Genomic DNA, 18,014 nt, shown 5'->3' on the forward strand with positions numbered 1-18,014 from the left:
GTACGGGGCCTCGCGGCCCGGCAGACGCGCGATCGCATATGTCCGGACGTGAGGGCCCGCCGTCTTTTAGCGGGCGATGACCGGCTTGTCTCCCTTGGCAAGCACAGATCATCCATGCAGCGTGCTGACGAGGAAGCGACTTGATCCCCGATGGAGGAAAAAATGGCCGCCAACGATCACGAGGTGCTCCACGCGCTCAACGCGAACTATGTCCGCTCGGTCGCCGAATCCGACGTGCGCTGGTTCGATGAGAACCTTTCCAGGGACTTCCTGAATACGAACCCGGACTGCACGATCATCGACCGGGCGGGCTTCCTGAAGCGGATTTCGAACCCGGTTGGCGTCACGGGCCTGCACCCCGAGGACGTGAACATCCGCCTCTTCGGCGACTTCGCGATCATCCACGCCCGGACCGTCTACACGAAACCCGACGGCAGCCCCGGCGCCGGCCGCTACACCGACATCTGGGCGCGCCAGGGCGGGCGCTGGCTCTGTGTCGCGGCCCACGTCGCGCGGGGCTGAAGCCCCGGGGTGAGGAGAGCGCCCCTTCCAAGCCGGCGGGACCGGGTGCTATAGGGCCTCAGCACATTCAATTCGGACGGGTAATCAGGACAAATCCGATGAGCGCGATGAAGCTGGCCGTGATGGGCGCCGCGGGCCGCATGGGGCGCGAGCTGATCCGTGCCGTTCATGCGACCGGCGGCGACGCCGTAGTCGCCGGCGCGGTCGTTGCCGGCGCCATCGAGCGGCCCGGCTCGAACGCCATTGGCCAGGACGCGGGCGAGCTCGCCGGCATCGGCAGGATCGGCGTGCCGGTCACGGCCGATCCGCTCGACATCATCGCCAAGGTGGATGGCATCCTCGACTTCACGGTGCCCGAAGTCAGCGTCGAGATTGCTGGCCTCGCCGCCAACGCCCGCATCGTCCACGTAGTCGGCACGACCGGCCTCACAGCAGAGAACGATGCCGCGATCAAGGCCGCGGGCCGCCACGCGACGATCATCAAGGCTGGCAACATGAGCCTCGGCGTAAACCTGCTCGTTGCCGTGACGCGCAAGGTCGCGCAGGCTCTCGATGCCGACTTCGACATCGAGGTGCTGGAAATGCACCACAAGCACAAGGTCGATGCGCCTTCCGGCACGGCACTGATGCTCGGCGAAGCCGCAGCCGAGGGGCGTGCCGTATCTCTTGCCGAGACGAGCGTCCGCTCCCGCGATGGCCATACGGGCGCGAGAAAGCGCGGCGACATCGGCTTTGCGACGCTGCGCGGCGGCAATGTGGTCGGCGAGCACAGCGTCATTTTCGCTGCCGAGGGCGAGCGCATCGTGCTGAGCCACATCGCGACCGACCGCGGCATTTTCGCCCGCGGTGCCGTCAAAGCCGCACTCTGGGGCCGCGGCAAGGGGCCGGGCCTCTTCACCATGGCCGACGTTCTCGGGATCTGAGCGGCGCTTCAGCCGTTAGAAGACTGTGCACACCAACCAACGGAACTGCTCGCGATCATGACCCACCTCCTCGTCCTCGTGCGCCACGGCGAAAGCGAGTGGAACAAGCTCAATCTCTTCACCGGCTGGAAAGACCCCGACCTCACGGAGAAGGGCGTCGAGGAGGCCAAGCGCGCCGGCAAGCTGCTGAAAGAGGCCGGCCACCACTTCGACATCGCGTACACGAGCGACCTCACCCGCGCCCAGCACACGCTGCGCCTCATCCTCGCAGGGCTCGGCCAGTCGAATCTGGAAACGATCCGGGACCAGCGCCTCAACGAGCGCGACTACGGCGATCTCTCGGGCCTCAACAAGGACGATGCGAGGAAGCGCTGGGGCGAGGACCAGGTGCTCATCTGGCGCCGCAGCTATGACGTCCCCCCGCCGGGCGGCGAGAGCCTCAAGGACACGGCCGTTCGCGTGCTCCCCTACTACGAAGCCGAGATCTGGCCGAAGCTCAAGAGCGGCAAGAAAGTGATCGTCGCCGCGCACGGCAATTCACTGCGCGCGCTCATCATGCAGCTCGAAGGGCTTTCGGGCGAAGAAATCATCAAGCGCGAGCTCGCGACGGGCGCCCCGATCGTCTATGAGCTCGATGACGCCGGCAAGGTCGTGAGCCGCCGCGATCTGGTGGCGTAGCGCTCACTCCAGTCGCCGGGATCGAGCTCGCTGAAGGGGCCGGTCTTGATGCCGGCGAGCGTGCGCAGCATTTGCCCCTCGGCGAATGGGACCATCGACGCGAGCCCGAAAGTTGCATCGCGCACGAGCCCCAGCACGCGGCTGTCCGACTGGAAGAACGGCGTGAGCCAGCGGCTCGCGAGCTGGTAGAAGGCGACATGGCGGCGGCGCGCGGCCTGGTATTCCCCGAGTGCCGCTTCGATCGTGTCTTCGCGCGAGAGCGCACCTGCAAGCGTCATTGCATCCATGAGCGCGAGGTTTGCGCCCTGACCGAGCTGCGGGCTCGTGCCGTGGGCGCCATCGCCAATCACGGCGAGGCTCAGATCCGGGCAGTAGGGCTGCTCGACCACCACATCCGCATAGGACACGAACGAGAGATCGCCCGACGCACGCACACCATCGAGGATCGGCGCGATGGCCGGCCAGAGCGTCGCGACGCGCGTCTTCCACGCATCGAGCCCCGCTGCCATCCACGCCTCGCGCTGATCCACGCGCACGCTCCAGAAAAAGGCGCAGCGCGGCGTCGGATCCTCCGGCAGGCGCCCGATGGGAAGAACGCCGATCATGACCGGCGCGCCGTCATAGCGTTGCATAAGTGTTGCGCGATGCGGCCAGCCGTCCGTGATCGGCAACGCGGCCCAGATTGCACCGTACTTGAACTGGCGATCGCGGATGCGGCCACCAAGCGTCCGGCGCAGTGGCGAGCGCATACCGCTCGCATCCATGACGAAATCGTACGGACCATGATGGCGGCCGAGCTTGTCGATCACGACCGTGCGCTGGCGCGCGTGCGGCTCGACGCGGACAGCCTCGACGCCCGTCGTGATCGGCACACCAAGGCGGGCGACCTCGTCGTGCAGCAGCGCAAACAGGCTCCCGCGGTGAATGCCGAGCCCAAAGAGGTGCGGTTGTAAGCGCCGGTAGTCCATGGCGAGCACGCGCCGGCCGCCGACCGTGCGCCCTTCCAGATCATGGATGACCGCACCGAGCGATCGCGCGCGCGCATCGAGGCCGAGCTGCGCGAGGCAGGCGAGACCTGTCGGCTGCAGCAGGAGCCCGGCGCCGACCGGACGCGCTTCGGCGAAGCGTTCAAGCAGGTGAACTTCGTGGCCATCGCGCGCGAGGAAAGCCGCTGCCGCAAGCCCGCCTGTGCCGGCCCCCACGATGCCTATGCGCAGGTTCCGCATCCGACGATCCCAGTCTACGGGCCCAGTCTTGGGGTGAAAGATATCAGCCGAGGTGACCAGCCGTGGCCTAGGTCACCGGCCCCGGCGCGCGCCGCGATGCAGCCGCCGCTTTGGCCGCGGCACTCTGAGCGGCGGCCTCGGCTTCGACAGCGCGCCGCCGCTCTGCTGCGCTCCGTCCAGCGACCAGCCAATAGACCATTCCGGCGACGAAGCCGCCCGTCATGAAGGCCGTGAAGGCGTAATTGTTGACGATGGTCGGTGCGCCCTGCAGCTCGCTCACGTACTGCGCCAGAAACCCGACGCCAGCTATGAGCAGGCCGACCAGCGCGTAGTAGATCCACTCATTGATCCCGCGCCATTCGGCCATGGCCGCTGCGAAGAACGCCAGCGGTGCAGCAAAGATCAGGACCTGTATGAAGCTCGCGAGGAGCTGGAAGCCCGCCATGGAAAAGCGGCCCGATCCGGCGCCGGTACTCACAAGCTCCGCCGGTGTGAACACGAAGGCCACCAACGCGAGGGCAAAGGCCACGCACGCCAGGACATAGCCGGCCAATATCCAAAGTACGCGCAACAACATGCTAGCCCCACCGATCCCCGCGGCCTGGGTCGAGATTACAGGGATCGCAAGGGGTGCAGCAATTGCTTTCACGGCACACCGAGAACCCGCCGTTTGCCGACGACCCAACGCGCAGCGCGCGCCCACTGCATAGGCCCTTGCCCATGCCGGACTTGACGCCGCCAATCTGAGGCGTAGACGTTCAACCCCATCCAACTGAATGAAATGACGGGAGTTCTGGGAGAGCATGGCCGGATGAGCACCAAGGGCAAAGCGTATATTGTCGGGGCCTATGAGCACCCGACGCGCAAGGCGCCGGACAAGTCCCTGGCGCAGCTTCACGCCGAGGTCGCCAAGGGCGCGATCGAGGACGCGGGGCTCAGCAAGGACGACATCGACGGCTATTTCTGCGCAGCCGGCGACACCCCCGGCCTCGGCGGCAACTCGTTCGCCGACTACATGGGCCTCCGCCTCAAGCACATCGACACGACGGACACGGGCGGCTCGTCCTACCTCCTCCACGTCGGCCATGCCGCTCAGGCAATCGCCGCGGGCAAGTGCAATATCGCGCTCGTCACGCTGGCCGGCCGTCCGCGCTCGGAGGGCGTGCAGACCGGCACGAACCCGCGCCTCGGCAATACCAACCAGCCGGATCTCCAGTTCGAGTTCCCCTACGGACCGGCGACCGCGAACATGTACGCCATGTGCGCGATGCGCCACATGCACCAGTACGGCACCACAGCTGAGCAGCTCGCCTGGGTGAAGGTCGCGGCCTCGCATCACGCGCAGTACAATCCGCACGCCATGCTGCCGAAGGTCGTGACCGTCGAGGACGTCGTCAACTCGCCGATGGTGGCCGACCCGCTGCACCGTCTCGACTGCTGCGTCATCTCCGACGGCGGCGGCGCGCTGATCATCACCAAGCCCGAGATCGCCAAGAGCCTGAAGCGGCCGCTGGTCAAGGTCATCGGCACGGGCGAGGCCGTGAAGCACCAGATGGGCGGCCAGGATCTCGACCTCACGTTCTCGGCCGGCCGTTGGTCGGGCAAGCGCGCGTTCGAGGAAGCCGGCGTCAAGCACAAGGACATCAAGTACGCCTCGATCTACGACAGCTTCACGATCACGGTCGTGATGCAGCTCGAGGATCTCGGCTTCTGCGAGGTCGGCCAGGGCGGCAAGTTCGTCTCGGACGGCAATCTCATCTCGGGCGTCGGCAAGCTCCCCTTCAACACCGACGGCGGCGGCCTCTGCAATAACCACCCGGGCAACCGCGGCGGCATGACGAAGGTCATCGAGGCCGTGCGTCAGCTCCGCGGCGAGGCTCATCCGAAGGTACAGGTTCCGAACTGCGACATCGCGCTGGCGCACGGCACGGGCGGCTCGCTCGGCACGCGGCACGTGGGCGCGACGGTCATCATGGAGCGGGAGTAAGCGACTATGGCAGGTGAAGAGAGAATTTATCCGGTCGTCCCGCCGACCCCAGGCTCCGAGCCCTATTGGGAAGGTGCCAATGCCGGCAAGCTGATGCTCAGCCACTGCAAGTCGTGCAACAAGTCCTTCTACTATCCGCGCGGCGCTTGCCCCATGTGCCTCTCGACCGACGTTGAGTGGCGCGAGGCCAAGGGCACGGGCACGATCTACACCTACTCGGTCATGCGCCCGGCGAAGCCCGTGTACGTCATTGCCTACGTGACGCTCGACGAGGGCCCCTCGATGATGACGAATATCGTCGATTGCGATCCGGCAGCCGTGAAGATCGGCCAGAAGGTGAAGGTCGTCTTCAAGCCGCGCGAGGACGGCACCAAGATCGCCTGCTTCACGCCCGCCTGAGGAGCGGACTGAAGCGCGCCACTCCTGCCGACAAAAGACCGCCCTGATGGCGCACCCCTCCATCAGGGCATTTTCTTTGCGGCGTCAGAACCTGAAGCGCTTGCCGACGGCGAGCGGCACGAGCTTGCTGTCGCCGAACGCATTGGCGAGCGCGGTCATGGCGCGCCACCCTGTGCAATGTCCGGCCGCGATCACGCCGAGATCGAACTCCTTCATCGCTTCGACCGTCTGCGGGATCACGCGCTCGTTCGTCCCCGAGAGATGCAGCCCGCCCATCACCGCGTGTAGCGGCACATCCGGGAAGCTTGCGCGCGCGTGCTTCAGAACGTTGACGACGCCCGCGTGCGAGCACGCCGAGAGCACCACGAGCCCCTTGCCCGCGACGTGCACAGCCAGATAGCGCTCGTCCATGAGCAGCTCGTCGGGCTCCCAGCCCTTGCCGTCGAGCGTGCGGCGGTGCTGCCCCGGCAGCCCGGTCTCGAAGGGCGTGACACGTGGGATCTCACCGCTGACAAAGGCGAGACCATCCAGCGGGAAATGCGGCTCCCCTGAGCTGATGACGCGCGCACCATAGGCCGTCAGAGCGCCGATGCTCGGCACATCCTGCATGAGACGCATGGAGCCATCAGGAAGCTTCGCGGCGCGCGCACGGAACATGTCCGGGTGCGCGTAGTAGGGCACCTCGCGTCCGCCATTGCGGTCGCGCACGATCTGCAGCGCACGCAGCATGGCGCCGCCGTGATCCCAGTGGCCATGCGAGAGCACCATTGTCTCCACAGCGCCGAGGTCGGCCCCGAGACGCGAGACATTCTGCTCGAAGGTGCGATCTTCCGGCCCCGCGTCGAAGAGCAGCGTTCGCCGCTGCCCGTCCTTTATCACCGTGACGAGGCAGGCGAGGCCGTGCGCGGCACAGCAGAGGCAATCCCCCGCAAGGACCCAGGCCCCGCGTCGGCGACGCCCGAGTGCTGCGATCTCCGTTTCGACGAAGGCGGGCGTCGACGAGAGGTTGTCCGTCACGTTATCGACGAGGATGAGGATCTCGACCTCGTCGACGCTCTCCAGTCCCAGCATTGCCGCCTCCCCCAGTTGGGCTCGCCCAAAGCGAGCGCGGATCATCAGGCAATGCACAGCGCCTTGGCAATTCGCCCCCCCTTGTTCCGTCGATTGCCGGGGTTCAGAGCACATTTCCCAATCGGTCGATGAAATTGCGGGCAGCCCGCATTCATTGCCTGATTTTTCATCAGAGAAGCCTGCCTCCAAAACCCGCCACTGCCCTGCCTCCTCAGATCAAGCGCCTGAAATGAATTGATATTTCACGCTGGCCGCGGGTTGGCACACGGCTTGCGACCAGCGTTAACCGTCAGTTCACCCGTCACAGGAGGAAGGCATGCTGAAACGTCGGAACGTGCTCGCGGGACTTGCCGCGACGGCACTGGCGGGAGGCGCACTGCTTGCGGGCACCCCGCTCGCTCAAGCCCAAGACACGATCAAGATCGGCGTGCTCCACTCGCTCTCCGGCACCATGGCCATCAGCGAGACGACGCTCAAAGACGTCATGCTGATGCTCATCGACGAGCAGAACAAGAAAGGCGGCGTGCTCGGCAAGAAGCTCGAAGCCGTCGTCGTCGATCCTGCTTCGAACTGGCCGCTCTTCGCCGAGAAGGCACGCGAGCTCATCACGCAGCACAAGGTCGCCGCCACGTTTGGCTGCTGGACGAGCGTCAGCCGCAAGTCCGTGCTGCCGGTCTTCAAGGAGCTGAACAACATCCTCTTCTACCCCGTGCAGTACGAGGGCGAGGAGAGCGAGCGCAACGTGTTCTACACGGGCGCGGCGCCGAACCAGCAGGCCATTCCCGCCGTCGACTATCTCATGAGCAAGGACGGTGGCGAGGTGAAGCGCTGGGTGCTCGCCGGCACCGACTACGTCTATCCGCGCACGACCAACAAGATCCTCGAAGCCTACCTCCTCGCGAAAGGCGTCGCGAAGGAGGACATCATGATCAACTACACCCCGTTCGGCCATTCCGACTGGCAGACGATCGTGTCCGAGATCGTGAAGTTCGGCAGCGGCGGCAAGAAGACGGCCGTCGTCTCGACGATCAACGGCGATGCCAACGTGCCCTTCTACAAGGAGCTCGCCAACAAGGGCGTGAAGGCAACCGACATTCCGGTCATCGCCTTCTCGGTCGGCGAGGAAGAGCTCGCCGGCATCGACACGAAGGACCTCGTCGGCCATCTCGCGGCGTGGAACTACTTCCAGTCGGTGAGCAATCCCGGCAATGCCGAGTTCATCAAGAAGTGGCAGGCCTTCACCAAGAACCCGAAGCGCGTGACCAACGATCCCATGGAAGCGCATGTCGTCGGCTTTGCCATGTGGGTGAAGGCCGTCGAGAAGGCCGGTTCCTTCGATCCCGACAAGGTCATCGACGCGCTCCCCGGCATCGAAGCGCCGAACCTGACGGGCGGCATCTCGAAGATGCTTCCGAACCACCACATCACCAAGCCGGTGCTCATCGGTGAGATCCGCGCCGATGGACAGTTCGACGTCGTCTGGCAGACGAAGGATCTCGTCCCCGGCGACGCCTGGACCGACTTCCTCGACGGCTCGAAAGATCTCGAGGCCGACTGGGTCGGCAAGAAGTGCGGCAACTTCAACATGAAGACAGGAAAGTGCGGCTCCTGACCGTGCCAGTGTCCCGATTCCGAAGTTCGCCATCCCTCGATGCTGGTGGCGCGAGCGAACATCGGAATCAAAAGGGACACTGGGAAATATTCCCTTGGCTAGTGTGATTCAGATCGAGAAATTCGCTCCGTACGGTGCCGCGAAATCAGGCGAATTTCTCGATCATCACGCTAGCAGGGCGGCGCCTCCTCCTCCACGTCGCCCTCATGCAGCAAGCGTGCGTGCACTACGTCTCCCCGCCACCTCGGCGGGGAGACCGTCTCGGAAGCCCGCATTGATCGCGATAAATTGGAGCTGACGGCATGGGCCGCCTCATCCGCCTCCTCCTGCTCATGGGTAGCCTGCTGGTGGCCGGCGCCGGTGCACCTCAACAGGCCGCGGCCGCACCCGAGGATCTGGCCGCCGGCCTCGCGCTGATCGCCAAGGACAGCTTCAACGACACGATCACCGGCATCTATGCGATCGCGCGCTCCGGCGCGCCGCATTCCGCCGCTCTCGTCGAAGCCCTGCACGATCGCCGCCTGCTCATCGACACGGCGAACCAGAAAGTCTTCTACCGCGATACCGCCGGCGCCGTGCGCGACGCCCAGAGCAACGACGTCGTCGCCACGCCGCCCGCCAATCTCACGGCCGTGCGCCTGAACAATCGCGTGCGCAGTGCCGCCAGCGCCGCACTTGGCGCGCTGAGCCTCATGAATCCCGATCCGGCGCGCCGCATCCAGTCCGCGCAGGCCGTCATGAAGTCGCGCGACCCCGCCGCGCTTCCCGTTCTGGAAGCCGCGATCGCCGCTGAAAAGCTGCCGAATGTGCGCAAGGAGCTCCAGCTCGCCTGGGCCGCCGTGACCTTCAGCAAATCCGACGCCCCGCTCGACAAGCGCCAGGAAGCCGTCGCGCTCTTGCGCGATGCCGGCACGCGCGACGCCGTATCCGTTCTCCGCTCGCTGCCCGCCGATACCGCCGCCCCCTTGCGCGAGGCGACCACGAGCGCCATCACCTCCATCGAGCAGCGCCTCGCGCTCTGGGGCTACGCCCAGAACATCTGGTACGGCATCTCGCTCGGCTCGGTGCTTCTGATTGCCGCGATCGGTCTCGCCATCACCTTCGGCGTCATGGGCGTGATCAACATGGCGCACGGCGAGATGGTCATGCTCGGCGCCTACACGACCTTCGTCGTGCAGGAGTTCTTCCGCACGAGCGCGCCCGGCCTCTTCGACTATTCGCTGGCCGTCGCCATCCCGCTCGCCTTTCTCGTTGCCGGCGGCATCGGCGTCGCCATCGAGCGCGGCGTCATACGCCACCTTTACGGCCGCCCGCTCGAGACGCTTCTCGCGACGTGGGGCATCAGCCTCATTCTGCAGCAGGCCGTGCGCACGACGTTCGGCCCGACCAACCGTGAGGTCGGCACGCCGCAGTTCATGTCCGGCGCGATGGAGATCGGCGGGCTCGTCATCACCTGGAACCGGCTCTACATCGTGATCTTCGCAGGGCTGATCTTCGTCGGGCTGCTGCTGGCGCTCCGCTACACGCCGCTCGGCCTGCACATGCGCGCCGTCACGCAGAACCGGCGCATGGCCTCATCCATGGGCATCCGCACAGGCCGCGTCGATGCGCTCACCTTCGGTCTCGGCTCGGGCATTGCCGGGCTCGCCGGCGTCGCGCTCTCGCAGATCGACAACGTGAGCCCGAACCTCGGCCAGTCCTACATCATCGACAGCTTCCTCGTCGTCGTGTTCGGCGGCGTCGGCAATCTCTGGGGCACGCTCGTCGGCGCGCTTTCGATCGGCATGGCGAACAAGCTGCTCGAGCCCTATGCGGGCGCCGTGCTCGGCAAGATCATCCTGCTCGTCGCCATCATCTTCTTCATTCAGAAGCGGCCGCGCGGCCTGTTCGCACTCAAGGGAAGGGCCGTCGAGGCATGATCACCCGCGCCCTCCTCACTGACGATCGCACGGGCAAGTGGTTCCTTGCCATCGTGCTCGGCCTGGCCGTGGTCGTGCCGCTGCTGCATCTCGCTGTGCCGCCATCCTCGCCCTTCCACATCTCGACGGCGACGCTGGCGCTGCTCGGAAAATACCTCTGCTTTGCGCTGCTCGCGCTTTCGCTCGATCTCGTGTGGGGCTACTGCGGCATACTTTCGCTCGGCCATGGTGCCTTCTTCGCACTAGGCGGCTACGCCATGGGCATGTACCTCATGCGGCAGATCGGGACGCGCGGCGTCTATGCCCACCCCGTGCTCCCCGACTTCATGGTCTTCCTCAACTGGAAAGAGTTGCCATGGTACTGGTACGGTTTCGAGAACGCCTGGTTTGCCTTCCTCATGGTGATGGCGGTCCCCGGCCTGCTCGCGTTCGTGTTCGGCTGGTTCGCCTTCCGAAGCCGCGTGACGGGCGTGTACCTCTCGATCATCACGCAGGCGCTGACCTACGCGCTGATGCTGGCGTTCTTCCGCAACGACATGGGCTTCGGCGGCAACAACGGCCTGACCGACTTCAAGGACATCCTGGGCTTTCCGGTTCAGGCGAACGCGACACGAGCCGCGCTTTTCGCAGCATCGGCAGTGGCGCTGGCTCTCGGATACCTCGTGGCGCGGGCGATCGTCGCGTCCCGGCTCGGTAAGGTCCTCGTCTCCATTCGCGATGCGGAGAGCCGCACGCGCTTCCTCGGCTACCGCGTCGAGCACTACAAGACCTTCGTCTTCACAGTGTCGGCCATCATGGCCGGCATTGCCGGCGCTCTCTACGTGCCGCAGGTCGGCATCATCAATCCGAGCGAGTTCACGCCGGCAAATTCCATCGAGGTCGTGATCTGGGTCGCAGTCGGCGGGCGCGGGACGCTGGCCGGCGCTGCGCTCGGCGCCGTGCTCGTGAACTTCGCCAAGACGACCTTCACTACAGGTTTCCTCGCTCCCTACTGGCTCTTCATGCTCGGCGCGCTCTTCGTGCTCGTCACGATCTGGCTGCCGAAGGGCATTCTCGGCACGCTCTACGACTTCTGGGCGCGCCGTCGGCCTGCCGAAAAGTCGGCGGCCAAGTCCGAAACCGTCCCACAGCCAGCCGAATAGGACGCGCGCCATGACAACGCTGGTTCCAACGGACGCCCCTGCACCGCTCACGCCGAGCCTTCTCTATCTCGACGGCGTGACCGTTTCCTTCGATGGCTTCCGCGCGCTCAACGAGCTGTCGCTGCAGATCGCGCCCGGCGAGATGCGCGCGATCATCGGCCCGAACGGCGCCGGCAAGACGACCATGATGGACGTGATCACGGGGAAGACACGCCCCGACACGGGCGAGGTGCTCTTCGATCGCGGCGTCGATCTCACGCGCCTCGACGAGGCGGCGATCGCCAACCTCGGCATTGGGCGCAAGTTCCAGAAGCCGACCGTCTTCGAGAGCCACACCGTCGAGGACAACATCCTCCTCGCGCTCAAAGGCGACCGCCGCGCGCGCCACGTGCTCATGGCGCGCACAAGCGCAGAGGAAGCGCGTCGCCTCGAAGAGATTCTGGAGATCGCCGGGCTCAGTGCCCAGCGCGAGCGCCTCGCGGGCCTGCTGAGCCACGGCCAGAAGCAGTGGCTGGAGATCGGGATGCTGCTCGCGCAGGATCCCAAGTTGCTGCTCGTCGATGAGCCCGTCGCCGGCATGACGGACGCAGAGACCGAAGCAACTGCCGCGCTGCTGAAACGTATCTCGGCGGCGGATCATTCCGTCGTCGTCGTCGAGCACGACATGGCCTTCGTGCGCGCGCTCGGTGTGAAGGTGACGTGCCTGCACGAAGGCTCGGTGCTGGCCGAAGGCGCGATCGATACGGTATCGGAGAACCCGCGCGTGATCGAAGTTTATCTCGGGCGCTGAACAACAAGGAGAGAGCGCCATGCTGAAGGTCGAGGACGTCGACCTGCACTACGGGGCCGCGCAAGTCCTGCGCGGGGTAAACCTCGAGGTGCGCAAGGGCGAGGTGACCTCGCTCATGGGCCGCAACGGCGTCGGCAAGACCACGCTGCTCCGCGCAATCGCCGGCCACCATCCGGTGAGTGCCGGGCTCATCGAGTGGGATGGTCAGACGCTGAACGGCCTGCCGCCCTACGAGCGCGCGCGCCGCGGCATTGCACTCGTGCCGCAAGGTCGCGAGATCTTTCCCTTGCTCACGGTCGCGGAAAACCTGCAGACAGGGCTCGCGCCTCTCAAGGGCGCCGAGCGCCAGATCGACGACGAGATCTTCACGCTCTTTCCGGTGCTGAAGTCCATGCTGCGGCGGCGCGGCGGTGATCTTTCCGGCGGCCAGCAGCAGCAGCTCGCCATCGGCCGCGCGCTCGCCATGCGCCCGAACCTGCTCGTGCTCGACGAGCCGACCGAAGGCATCCAGCCTTCGATCATCAAGGACATCGGCCGCGCCATCGACTACCTGCGCAAGAAGGGCGAGATGGCCATCCTGCTCGTGGAGCAGTATTTCGAGTTCGCCCGCGACCTCGCCGATCGCTATGCGGTCATGGAGCGCGGGCAGGTCGTGCTTTCCGGCAAACGTGCCGACATGGTCGAGGCCGACGTCCGCCGCCGGCTGTCGGTTTGACCTTCTTCCCCCTCTCCCCGCGCGCGGGGAGAGGGTCGGGGTGAGGGGCGGCGGCACTTACCGACGTTTGCGTTTGCCGCCGCCCCTCATCCTAGCCTTCTCGTCGCGCCAGAGGCGCGCTTCCAGCGCGACAAGGACGGGGAGAAGGGACAAGTGGTGCCCGCTACTGCCGCAGTGCTATGCTCAGAGTTCCCAGCAACTGCGGGAAAGGTCCGAGCCATGCGCGTCGTGCGCCTTCTTTCCGGTATTGCACTCATCTGCGCCGTCTCGGCGCTCGCACTCTCATTGCAACGCGCCTCGGCCCATCCCCCCGCCATCGTCAGCGAGGCCCAGCGCAAGCTGATCAGCGAGGAGGTCGCCGCTTTCCGCAGGGACGTCGCTGCCGCCATCAAGGCCAAGGACGCCAAGCGCCTTCAGCGGATGTACGCGCCGTCCTTCGTGCACACGCACACATCCGGCAAAGTCGATGGCAAGGACGCGCGCATTGCGACGCTGCTGAAAGGCGATCCCGTCATCGAGACCGCGCCGGTGAGCGATCTCGTCATCCGCATTCCGAACGACTGGGTCGGCATCGCGACCGGCGTCTCGCCTATCAAGTCCGACGACGGCAAGACCTACGACGTCCGCTGGACGGCCGTATATACGCGCGAGGGCCAGAGCTGGAACGTCGCCGCGAGCCACGCGACGCGGCTCGGCGAGACAAAGCGCTGAGCGGACCTGCTCTCGATCAGTAGATCGTCTGCTTGATGCGCTCGGGATAGGCGATGTCGTACGCCGCGCCGTCAAAGCCTTCCGTGGTGGCAGCGACCATCTGTCCGGCACTCGGGACCGAGGCCCTCGGCACTTGCGATGCGGGATCCCAGAGCTTCGAGCGCACGAGCGCCTTGGTGCACTGGAAGTAGACCCGGTCGATCTCGACGACGATGAGGCTCTTCGGGATCTGGCGCTGCATCTCGAACGTCGCGCAGAGCGCGGGATCGGTCGTGATGTGCGCACGGCCATTGACGCGCAGTGTCTCGCCGACGCCCGGGATCAGGAACAGCAGCCCGACGCGCCCGGTCTCGACGATATTGCGGAGCGTATCAATGCGGTTGTTGCCGCGCCGGTCAGGGATGAGGAGCGTGCGCTCATCGACGATGCGCACGAAGCCGGCCGGATCGCCGCGCGGCGTGCAGTCGAGACCTCCCTCGCCCGCCGAGGCAATGGCGACGAACGGCGCCTTCTCGATGAACGTCCGATACGGACCGTTGAGATGATCGATCTCCTTGGTCACGGCGGCGCCCGCCGGCTTCCCGTAGAGCGCCTCCAGCTCGGCGATCGAAGTGATGCGATGGGTATCGGTGACCACAGGTGCGTCGTTCATGCGCGTCCGCCTTCCTCGAAGTCCTAGAACGCTCCGACCATAGGCATGTCCGCCGCCCAAGTCCATCCGCTCAGCCGGCAGCGCTGTCCCGCGCTTTGGCCTCGATCCGGCGCGCGTGCAGGATCGGCTCGGTATAGCCATTGGGCTGCTCCCGCCCCTTGAGCACGAGGTCGAGCGCCGCGGCAAAGGCAATGGAGCTGTCGAAGTCGAGCGCCATCGGCCGATAGGCGGGATCACCGGCATTCTGCTGATCCACGACCGCCGCCATGCGTTGCATGGTCTCGATGATCTGCGCCTCGCTGACGACGCCGTGATGCAGCCAGTTGGCCATGTGCTGGCTCGAGATGCGCAGCGTCGCCCGATCCTCCATGAGCCCGATATTGTTGATATCGGGCACCTTGGAGCAGCCAATACCCTGATCGATCCAGCGCACGACATAGCCGAGAATGCCCTGGGCGTTGTTCTCGAGCTCGCGCTGGATGTCCTCGGACGACCAGTTGGGCCGATCGGCCAGCGGCGGGGTCAAGAGATCGTCGAGCGATGCCCGCTGGCGGCCGGCGATGGCTGCCTGCCGCGCACCGACATCCACGAGATGATAATGCACTGCGTGCAAGGTCGCGGCGATCGGCGAAGGCACCCAGGCCGTGCTCGCGCCGGCTTCTGGGTGCGCGATCTTCTCCGCGAGCATGGCCGCCATCATGTCCGGCTTGGCCCACATGCCCTTGCCGATCTGCGCACGGCCCGGCAGTCCGCAGGCAATGCCGATATCCACATTTCGGTTCTCGTAAGCCTTGATCCAGCGCGTCGCCGGCATCTCCGCCTTGCGGATCACCGGGCCCGCTTCCATGCTCGTGTGGATCTCGTCGCCTGTGCGATCGAGGAAACCCGTATTGATGAAGAACACGCGCGACTTCGCGGCCCTGATACACTCCTTGAGGTTGGCGCTTGTGCGGCGCTCCTCGTCCATGAGGCCCATCTTGAGCGTGTTGCGCGGCAGGCCGAGCACATCCTCGGTCATCGCGAAGAGCTTGTCCGCGAAAGCGACCTCCTCGGGGCCATGCATCTTCGGCTTGACGATGTAGATAGCTTTCTCGCGGCTGTTGCGGAGCGCCCCCGTCTCCTTGAGATCGTGCAGTCCAATGAGGCTCGTGACGAGCGCGTCGAGAATGCCCTCAGGCGCGGGCGCGCTCGAACTGTCGAGCACGCTCGCATCGCTCATGAGATGCCCGACATTGCGCACGAGCATCAGGCTGCGCCCCGGCACTGACGCCTCTCCCGCATCGGGAAGCCGATAGACGCGATCCTCGGCGAGCCGCCTGACCTTCGAACCACGCGCCGTCTCGATCGTCGCTTCGAGCGTGCCCTTCATCAGGCCGAGCCAGTTGCGATAGCAGGCAACCTTGTCCTCGGGATCGACGGCCGCTGTCGCATCCTCGAAATCGATGATCGTCGTCAGCGCCGCCTCGACATGCACGTCCGACAGACCGGCAGCGTGCGCCGCACCGACCGGATTGTTGCGATCGAAGCGCAGCTCGATGCCGAGGCCGTTGTGCTCGAGGAGAATGGCGCTCGGGTTCAGCGGATCGCCCTGATAGCCGAGGAACTGGGCGCTGTCGGAGAGATAGGCGCGCGGCTCGGTGTCGCCGACATCGAAAATGAGCGTGCCGACCTCGATCGTGTAGGCAAGCACCTCGCCGTGCGAGCGCGGTCCTTTGAGGTTCTCGATCGGCAGGAAGGCATCGAGCCACTCGCGGACCTGCGTCACGACCCTGGCGCCGCGAACCGGGTTGTATGCCGCCCCGCGCGCCGCGCCGCCATCCTCGGGAATGGCATCCGACACGTAGAGGGCATCGTAGAGGGAGCCCCAACGCGCGTTTGCAGCATTGAGCGCCATGCGCGCATTGCTCACGGGCACGACGAGCTGCGGCCCGGCCATGCTCGCGATCTCATCGTCGACGCCCGTAGTATCGATGGTGAAATCCGGGCCTTCCGGCACCAGATAGCCGATGCCTTCGAGAAAGGCCCGATAGGCCACGGGATCGTGCGGCTTTCCGCGATTGGCGCGATGCCAGGCATCGATTTCGGCCTGGAGTGCGTCGCGCTTCGCGAGGAGCGCGCGGTTCTCCGGCCCAAGTACGTCCACTATGCGTTCGAGGCCTGACCAGAAAGCCGCGCCATCAACGCCCGTACCAGGCAATGCTTCCTGATCGACGAAGTCGGCGAGGATTTTTGCAACGCTCAGCCGGCCCTTCGAGACGTAGTCGATCATGGTCGCGCAACACCCTGCTTTTGATGGAAAACCATGCCACAGGCTCCAAGGGCCGCGGCGGTCGCAGGGGTTGTTCGCCGAATGCGGCTCGGGGTCAACCCCCGGCGACCACTTTCGGGCATTCCTCGCGGATGAATTTATTCACGGCCTTGATCATCCGGCGATGAAAGAGGCCGACGGAGTCCTCGAGCTGCGCTGCCGACCACACGACCCCTTTGATCACGCCCGGCGCCTTGATGTCGGTGACGTTGACCCAGATCTTCTTGGCTTTGCCGTCCTTCAGCTCGATGATGGGCGCGAGCGTGATCTGCGCCTTGTCGACGCTGTTCTCGCGCTCGACCTCGCAGTCCACGGTATGGGGCGGCAGCGTGACCTTGATCTCGGCCGCGGAAAGCGCTCCGACGATCGTCTCGCGCGGCACCTTGAGATCCACCTCGCATTTGGCCGCGCCAAAGCCCCAGCGCAGCTTGCTGCCCGAGCCTTCCTTCATGGTCTTCTTGGACCAGGCTTTGCTCAGGGGGCACTGCAGGTCGCCCTTCACGGGCTTCTTCGCGACAATGAGCGTGCAGAGGGACTTCTCACAGGCCTTGAGCCGGTCTTTCTCGTCCTTGCGCGGCTCGATGGCCGAAGCAGGCGCAGCTAGGCTCCAAATGAGCGCGATGAGCCCGGCCAGCCGGACATGATGCATCCAGTGTTGCACGTTCACCACCTTGGCCCCCCTTGGCGGGCTGAGCTGTGCGGCCCACCGCCTTCACTGCACTGGGCCGAGCCGTTAACCAGCTCTCGGCCTGGGCGCCACGCCGAAAAATCCGGCTCGCCCTCTGCCTGCTGTCGGGGCGCATTGCGGCATCAGCGTGACAGCTAAAGCCCAAAATTCAGCATTTTGACATTAGATACACAACGTGATCGGCGCTTCGGTGTAAGCTCTCGCGGAACCACGTGATTCGTCGCCCGGGAGGGCGGCGCGCCCGCCTGAGGAGACCGACGATGCGCTGGACAATGCCATTGCTGGGGCTTGCCGCCGTAGCTGCTTTCGGGGCCGTGCCGCTGCAGCAGGCTGCCGCGGACGGCATGAAGGACCGCGGCAAGGTGAAGGTCACCCGGAAGTACGCTCACCACGATCACCGCTACGTCTTCGACGTGGATCCGTACGCCTACCGCTACAAGCCGCGTGGCTACTACCCCTATTACAATTCAGACTACTGGTCTCCCGGGCGCTATGTCCGCGCACGCCAGCTGGCTCACTACTACCACTGGATCCAGGAGCGGCCGCCGTACTTCCAGTCGTGGGGTCATCCGCGCAAGGACTGGAACCAACGCGAGTGGCACGCGCGCCATCACGGCTACATCCGCCGCAACCACTGGTGAGAGCTTCAGGGGGCCGCGCGTAGCGGCCCT

The 18,014-nt window shown here is 65.5% G+C and carries 18 protein-coding genes; 12 read left to right on the plus strand and 6 right to left on the minus strand.

Features of this window, described 5'->3' with window-relative positions; translation table 11 throughout:
* Positions 1-162 precede the first annotated feature (162 nt).
* From CS1BSM3_RS00465 to CS1BSM3_RS00475, 3 genes are all read left to right on the plus strand, one after another.
* On the plus strand, positions 163-522 hold the full coding sequence (locus tag CS1BSM3_RS00465; protein WP_244540391.1) for a nuclear transport factor 2 family protein: 360 nt from the start codon (positions 163-165) through the stop codon (positions 520-522).
* Between the two features lie 98 nt (positions 523-620).
* Complete coding sequence (gene dapB / locus CS1BSM3_RS00470; protein WP_072385011.1) at positions 621-1,445, plus strand: 4-hydroxy-tetrahydrodipicolinate reductase; 825 nt, start codon at positions 621-623, stop codon at positions 1,443-1,445.
* 54 nt (positions 1,446-1,499) lie between these two features.
* A complete protein-coding gene (locus CS1BSM3_RS00475; protein WP_210188732.1) occupies positions 1,500-2,123 on the plus strand; it encodes a 2,3-bisphosphoglycerate-dependent phosphoglycerate mutase in 624 nt (207 codons plus the stop codon).
* Here CS1BSM3_RS00475 and CS1BSM3_RS00480 read toward each other — a convergent pair.
* Both CS1BSM3_RS00480 and CS1BSM3_RS00485 read right to left on the minus strand, forming a co-directional pair.
* On the minus strand, positions 2,069-3,349 hold the full coding sequence (locus tag CS1BSM3_RS00480; protein WP_072385013.1) for an FAD-dependent oxidoreductase: 1,281 nt from the start codon (positions 3,347-3,349) through the stop codon (positions 2,069-2,071). The two genes, CS1BSM3_RS00475 and CS1BSM3_RS00480, sit on opposite strands and share 55 nt — an antisense overlap.
* A gap of 67 nt (positions 3,350-3,416) precedes the next feature.
* Positions 3,417-3,926, minus strand: a complete 510-nt coding sequence (locus CS1BSM3_RS00485; RefSeq protein ID WP_143149024.1) for a hypothetical protein — start codon at positions 3,924-3,926, stop codon at positions 3,417-3,419.
* A gap of 234 nt (positions 3,927-4,160) precedes the next feature.
* Between CS1BSM3_RS00485 and CS1BSM3_RS00490 the strand changes: the two genes are divergently transcribed.
* Together CS1BSM3_RS00490 and CS1BSM3_RS00495 are read left to right on the plus strand one after the other, a co-directional pair.
* Positions 4,161-5,336, plus strand: a complete 1,176-nt coding sequence (locus tag CS1BSM3_RS00490) for a thiolase domain-containing protein (RefSeq protein ID WP_072385015.1) — start codon at positions 4,161-4,163, stop codon at positions 5,334-5,336.
* 6 nt (positions 5,337-5,342) lie between these two features.
* Positions 5,343-5,735 (plus strand): Zn-ribbon domain-containing OB-fold protein, encoded by a 393-nt coding sequence (locus CS1BSM3_RS00495; protein ID WP_072385016.1) that lies wholly within the window; start codon positions 5,343-5,345, stop codon positions 5,733-5,735.
* An 84-nt stretch (positions 5,736-5,819) separates the two neighbouring features.
* On the opposite strand, the gene CS1BSM3_RS00500 is transcribed toward CS1BSM3_RS00495, so the two are convergent.
* Complete coding sequence (locus tag CS1BSM3_RS00500; RefSeq protein WP_072385017.1) at positions 5,820-6,806, minus strand: MBL fold metallo-hydrolase; 987 nt, start codon at positions 6,804-6,806, stop codon at positions 5,820-5,822.
* A gap of 316 nt (positions 6,807-7,122) precedes the next feature.
* On the opposite strand from CS1BSM3_RS00500, the gene urtA reads away from it, so the two are divergent.
* From urtA to CS1BSM3_RS00530, 6 genes are all read left to right on the plus strand, one after another.
* Positions 7,123-8,418 carry an urea ABC transporter substrate-binding protein gene (urtA, locus tag CS1BSM3_RS00505; protein WP_072385018.1) on the plus strand — a complete coding sequence of 432 codons (1,296 nt, stop codon included), beginning with the start codon at positions 7,123-7,125 and terminating at the stop codon, positions 8,416-8,418.
* Between the two features lie 302 nt (positions 8,419-8,720).
* Positions 8,721-10,337 (plus strand): urea ABC transporter permease subunit UrtB, encoded by a 1,617-nt coding sequence (gene urtB / locus CS1BSM3_RS00510; protein WP_083528110.1) that lies wholly within the window; start codon positions 8,721-8,723, stop codon positions 10,335-10,337.
* Positions 10,334-11,479, plus strand: a complete 1,146-nt coding sequence (gene urtC / locus CS1BSM3_RS00515; protein WP_143149025.1) for an urea ABC transporter permease subunit UrtC — start codon at positions 10,334-10,336, stop codon at positions 11,477-11,479. Before urtB ends, urtC begins: the two co-directional genes overlap by 4 nt.
* A 10-nt stretch (positions 11,480-11,489) precedes the next feature.
* A complete protein-coding gene (gene urtD / locus CS1BSM3_RS00520; protein ID WP_072385019.1) occupies positions 11,490-12,269 on the plus strand; it encodes an urea ABC transporter ATP-binding protein UrtD in 780 nt (259 codons plus the stop codon).
* Positions 12,270-12,288: 19 nt separating this feature from the next.
* A complete protein-coding gene (gene urtE / locus CS1BSM3_RS00525; protein WP_072385020.1) occupies positions 12,289-12,984 on the plus strand; it encodes an urea ABC transporter ATP-binding subunit UrtE in 696 nt (231 codons plus the stop codon).
* Between the two features lie 219 nt (positions 12,985-13,203).
* The gene (locus CS1BSM3_RS00530) at positions 13,204-13,695 is read left to right on the plus strand and encodes a nuclear transport factor 2 family protein (protein WP_072385021.1); all 492 of its coding nucleotides are present in this window, start codon (positions 13,204-13,206) and stop codon (positions 13,693-13,695) included.
* 16 nt (positions 13,696-13,711) lie between these two features.
* On the opposite strand, the gene CS1BSM3_RS00535 is transcribed toward CS1BSM3_RS00530, so the two are convergent.
* From CS1BSM3_RS00535 to CS1BSM3_RS00545, 3 genes are all read right to left on the minus strand, one after another.
* The gene (locus tag CS1BSM3_RS00535) at positions 13,712-14,347 is read right to left on the minus strand and encodes a pyridoxamine 5'-phosphate oxidase family protein (RefSeq protein ID WP_072385022.1); all 636 of its coding nucleotides are present in this window, start codon (positions 14,345-14,347) and stop codon (positions 13,712-13,714) included.
* Positions 14,348-14,417: 70 nt separating this feature from the next.
* Positions 14,418-16,616 (minus strand): malate synthase G, encoded by a 2,199-nt coding sequence (locus CS1BSM3_RS00540; protein ID WP_072385023.1) that lies wholly within the window; start codon positions 16,614-16,616, stop codon positions 14,418-14,420.
* A 94-nt stretch (positions 16,617-16,710) separates the two neighbouring features.
* Complete coding sequence (locus tag CS1BSM3_RS00545; RefSeq protein WP_143149026.1) at positions 16,711-17,325, minus strand: hypothetical protein; 615 nt, start codon at positions 17,323-17,325, stop codon at positions 16,711-16,713.
* Between the two features lie 278 nt (positions 17,326-17,603).
* Here CS1BSM3_RS00545 and CS1BSM3_RS00550 point away from each other — a divergent pair, with 278 nt between their 5' ends.
* Entirely contained in the window at positions 17,604-17,984 is a 381-nt protein-coding gene (locus CS1BSM3_RS00550; protein ID WP_072385025.1) for a hypothetical protein, read from the plus strand.
* Positions 17,985-18,014 lie beyond the last annotated feature (30 nt).

Origin of the sequence: Hyphomicrobium sp. CS1BSMeth3, assembly GCF_900117415.1 — a bacterium.
Lineage (GTDB): Bacteria > Pseudomonadota > Alphaproteobacteria > Rhizobiales > Hyphomicrobiaceae.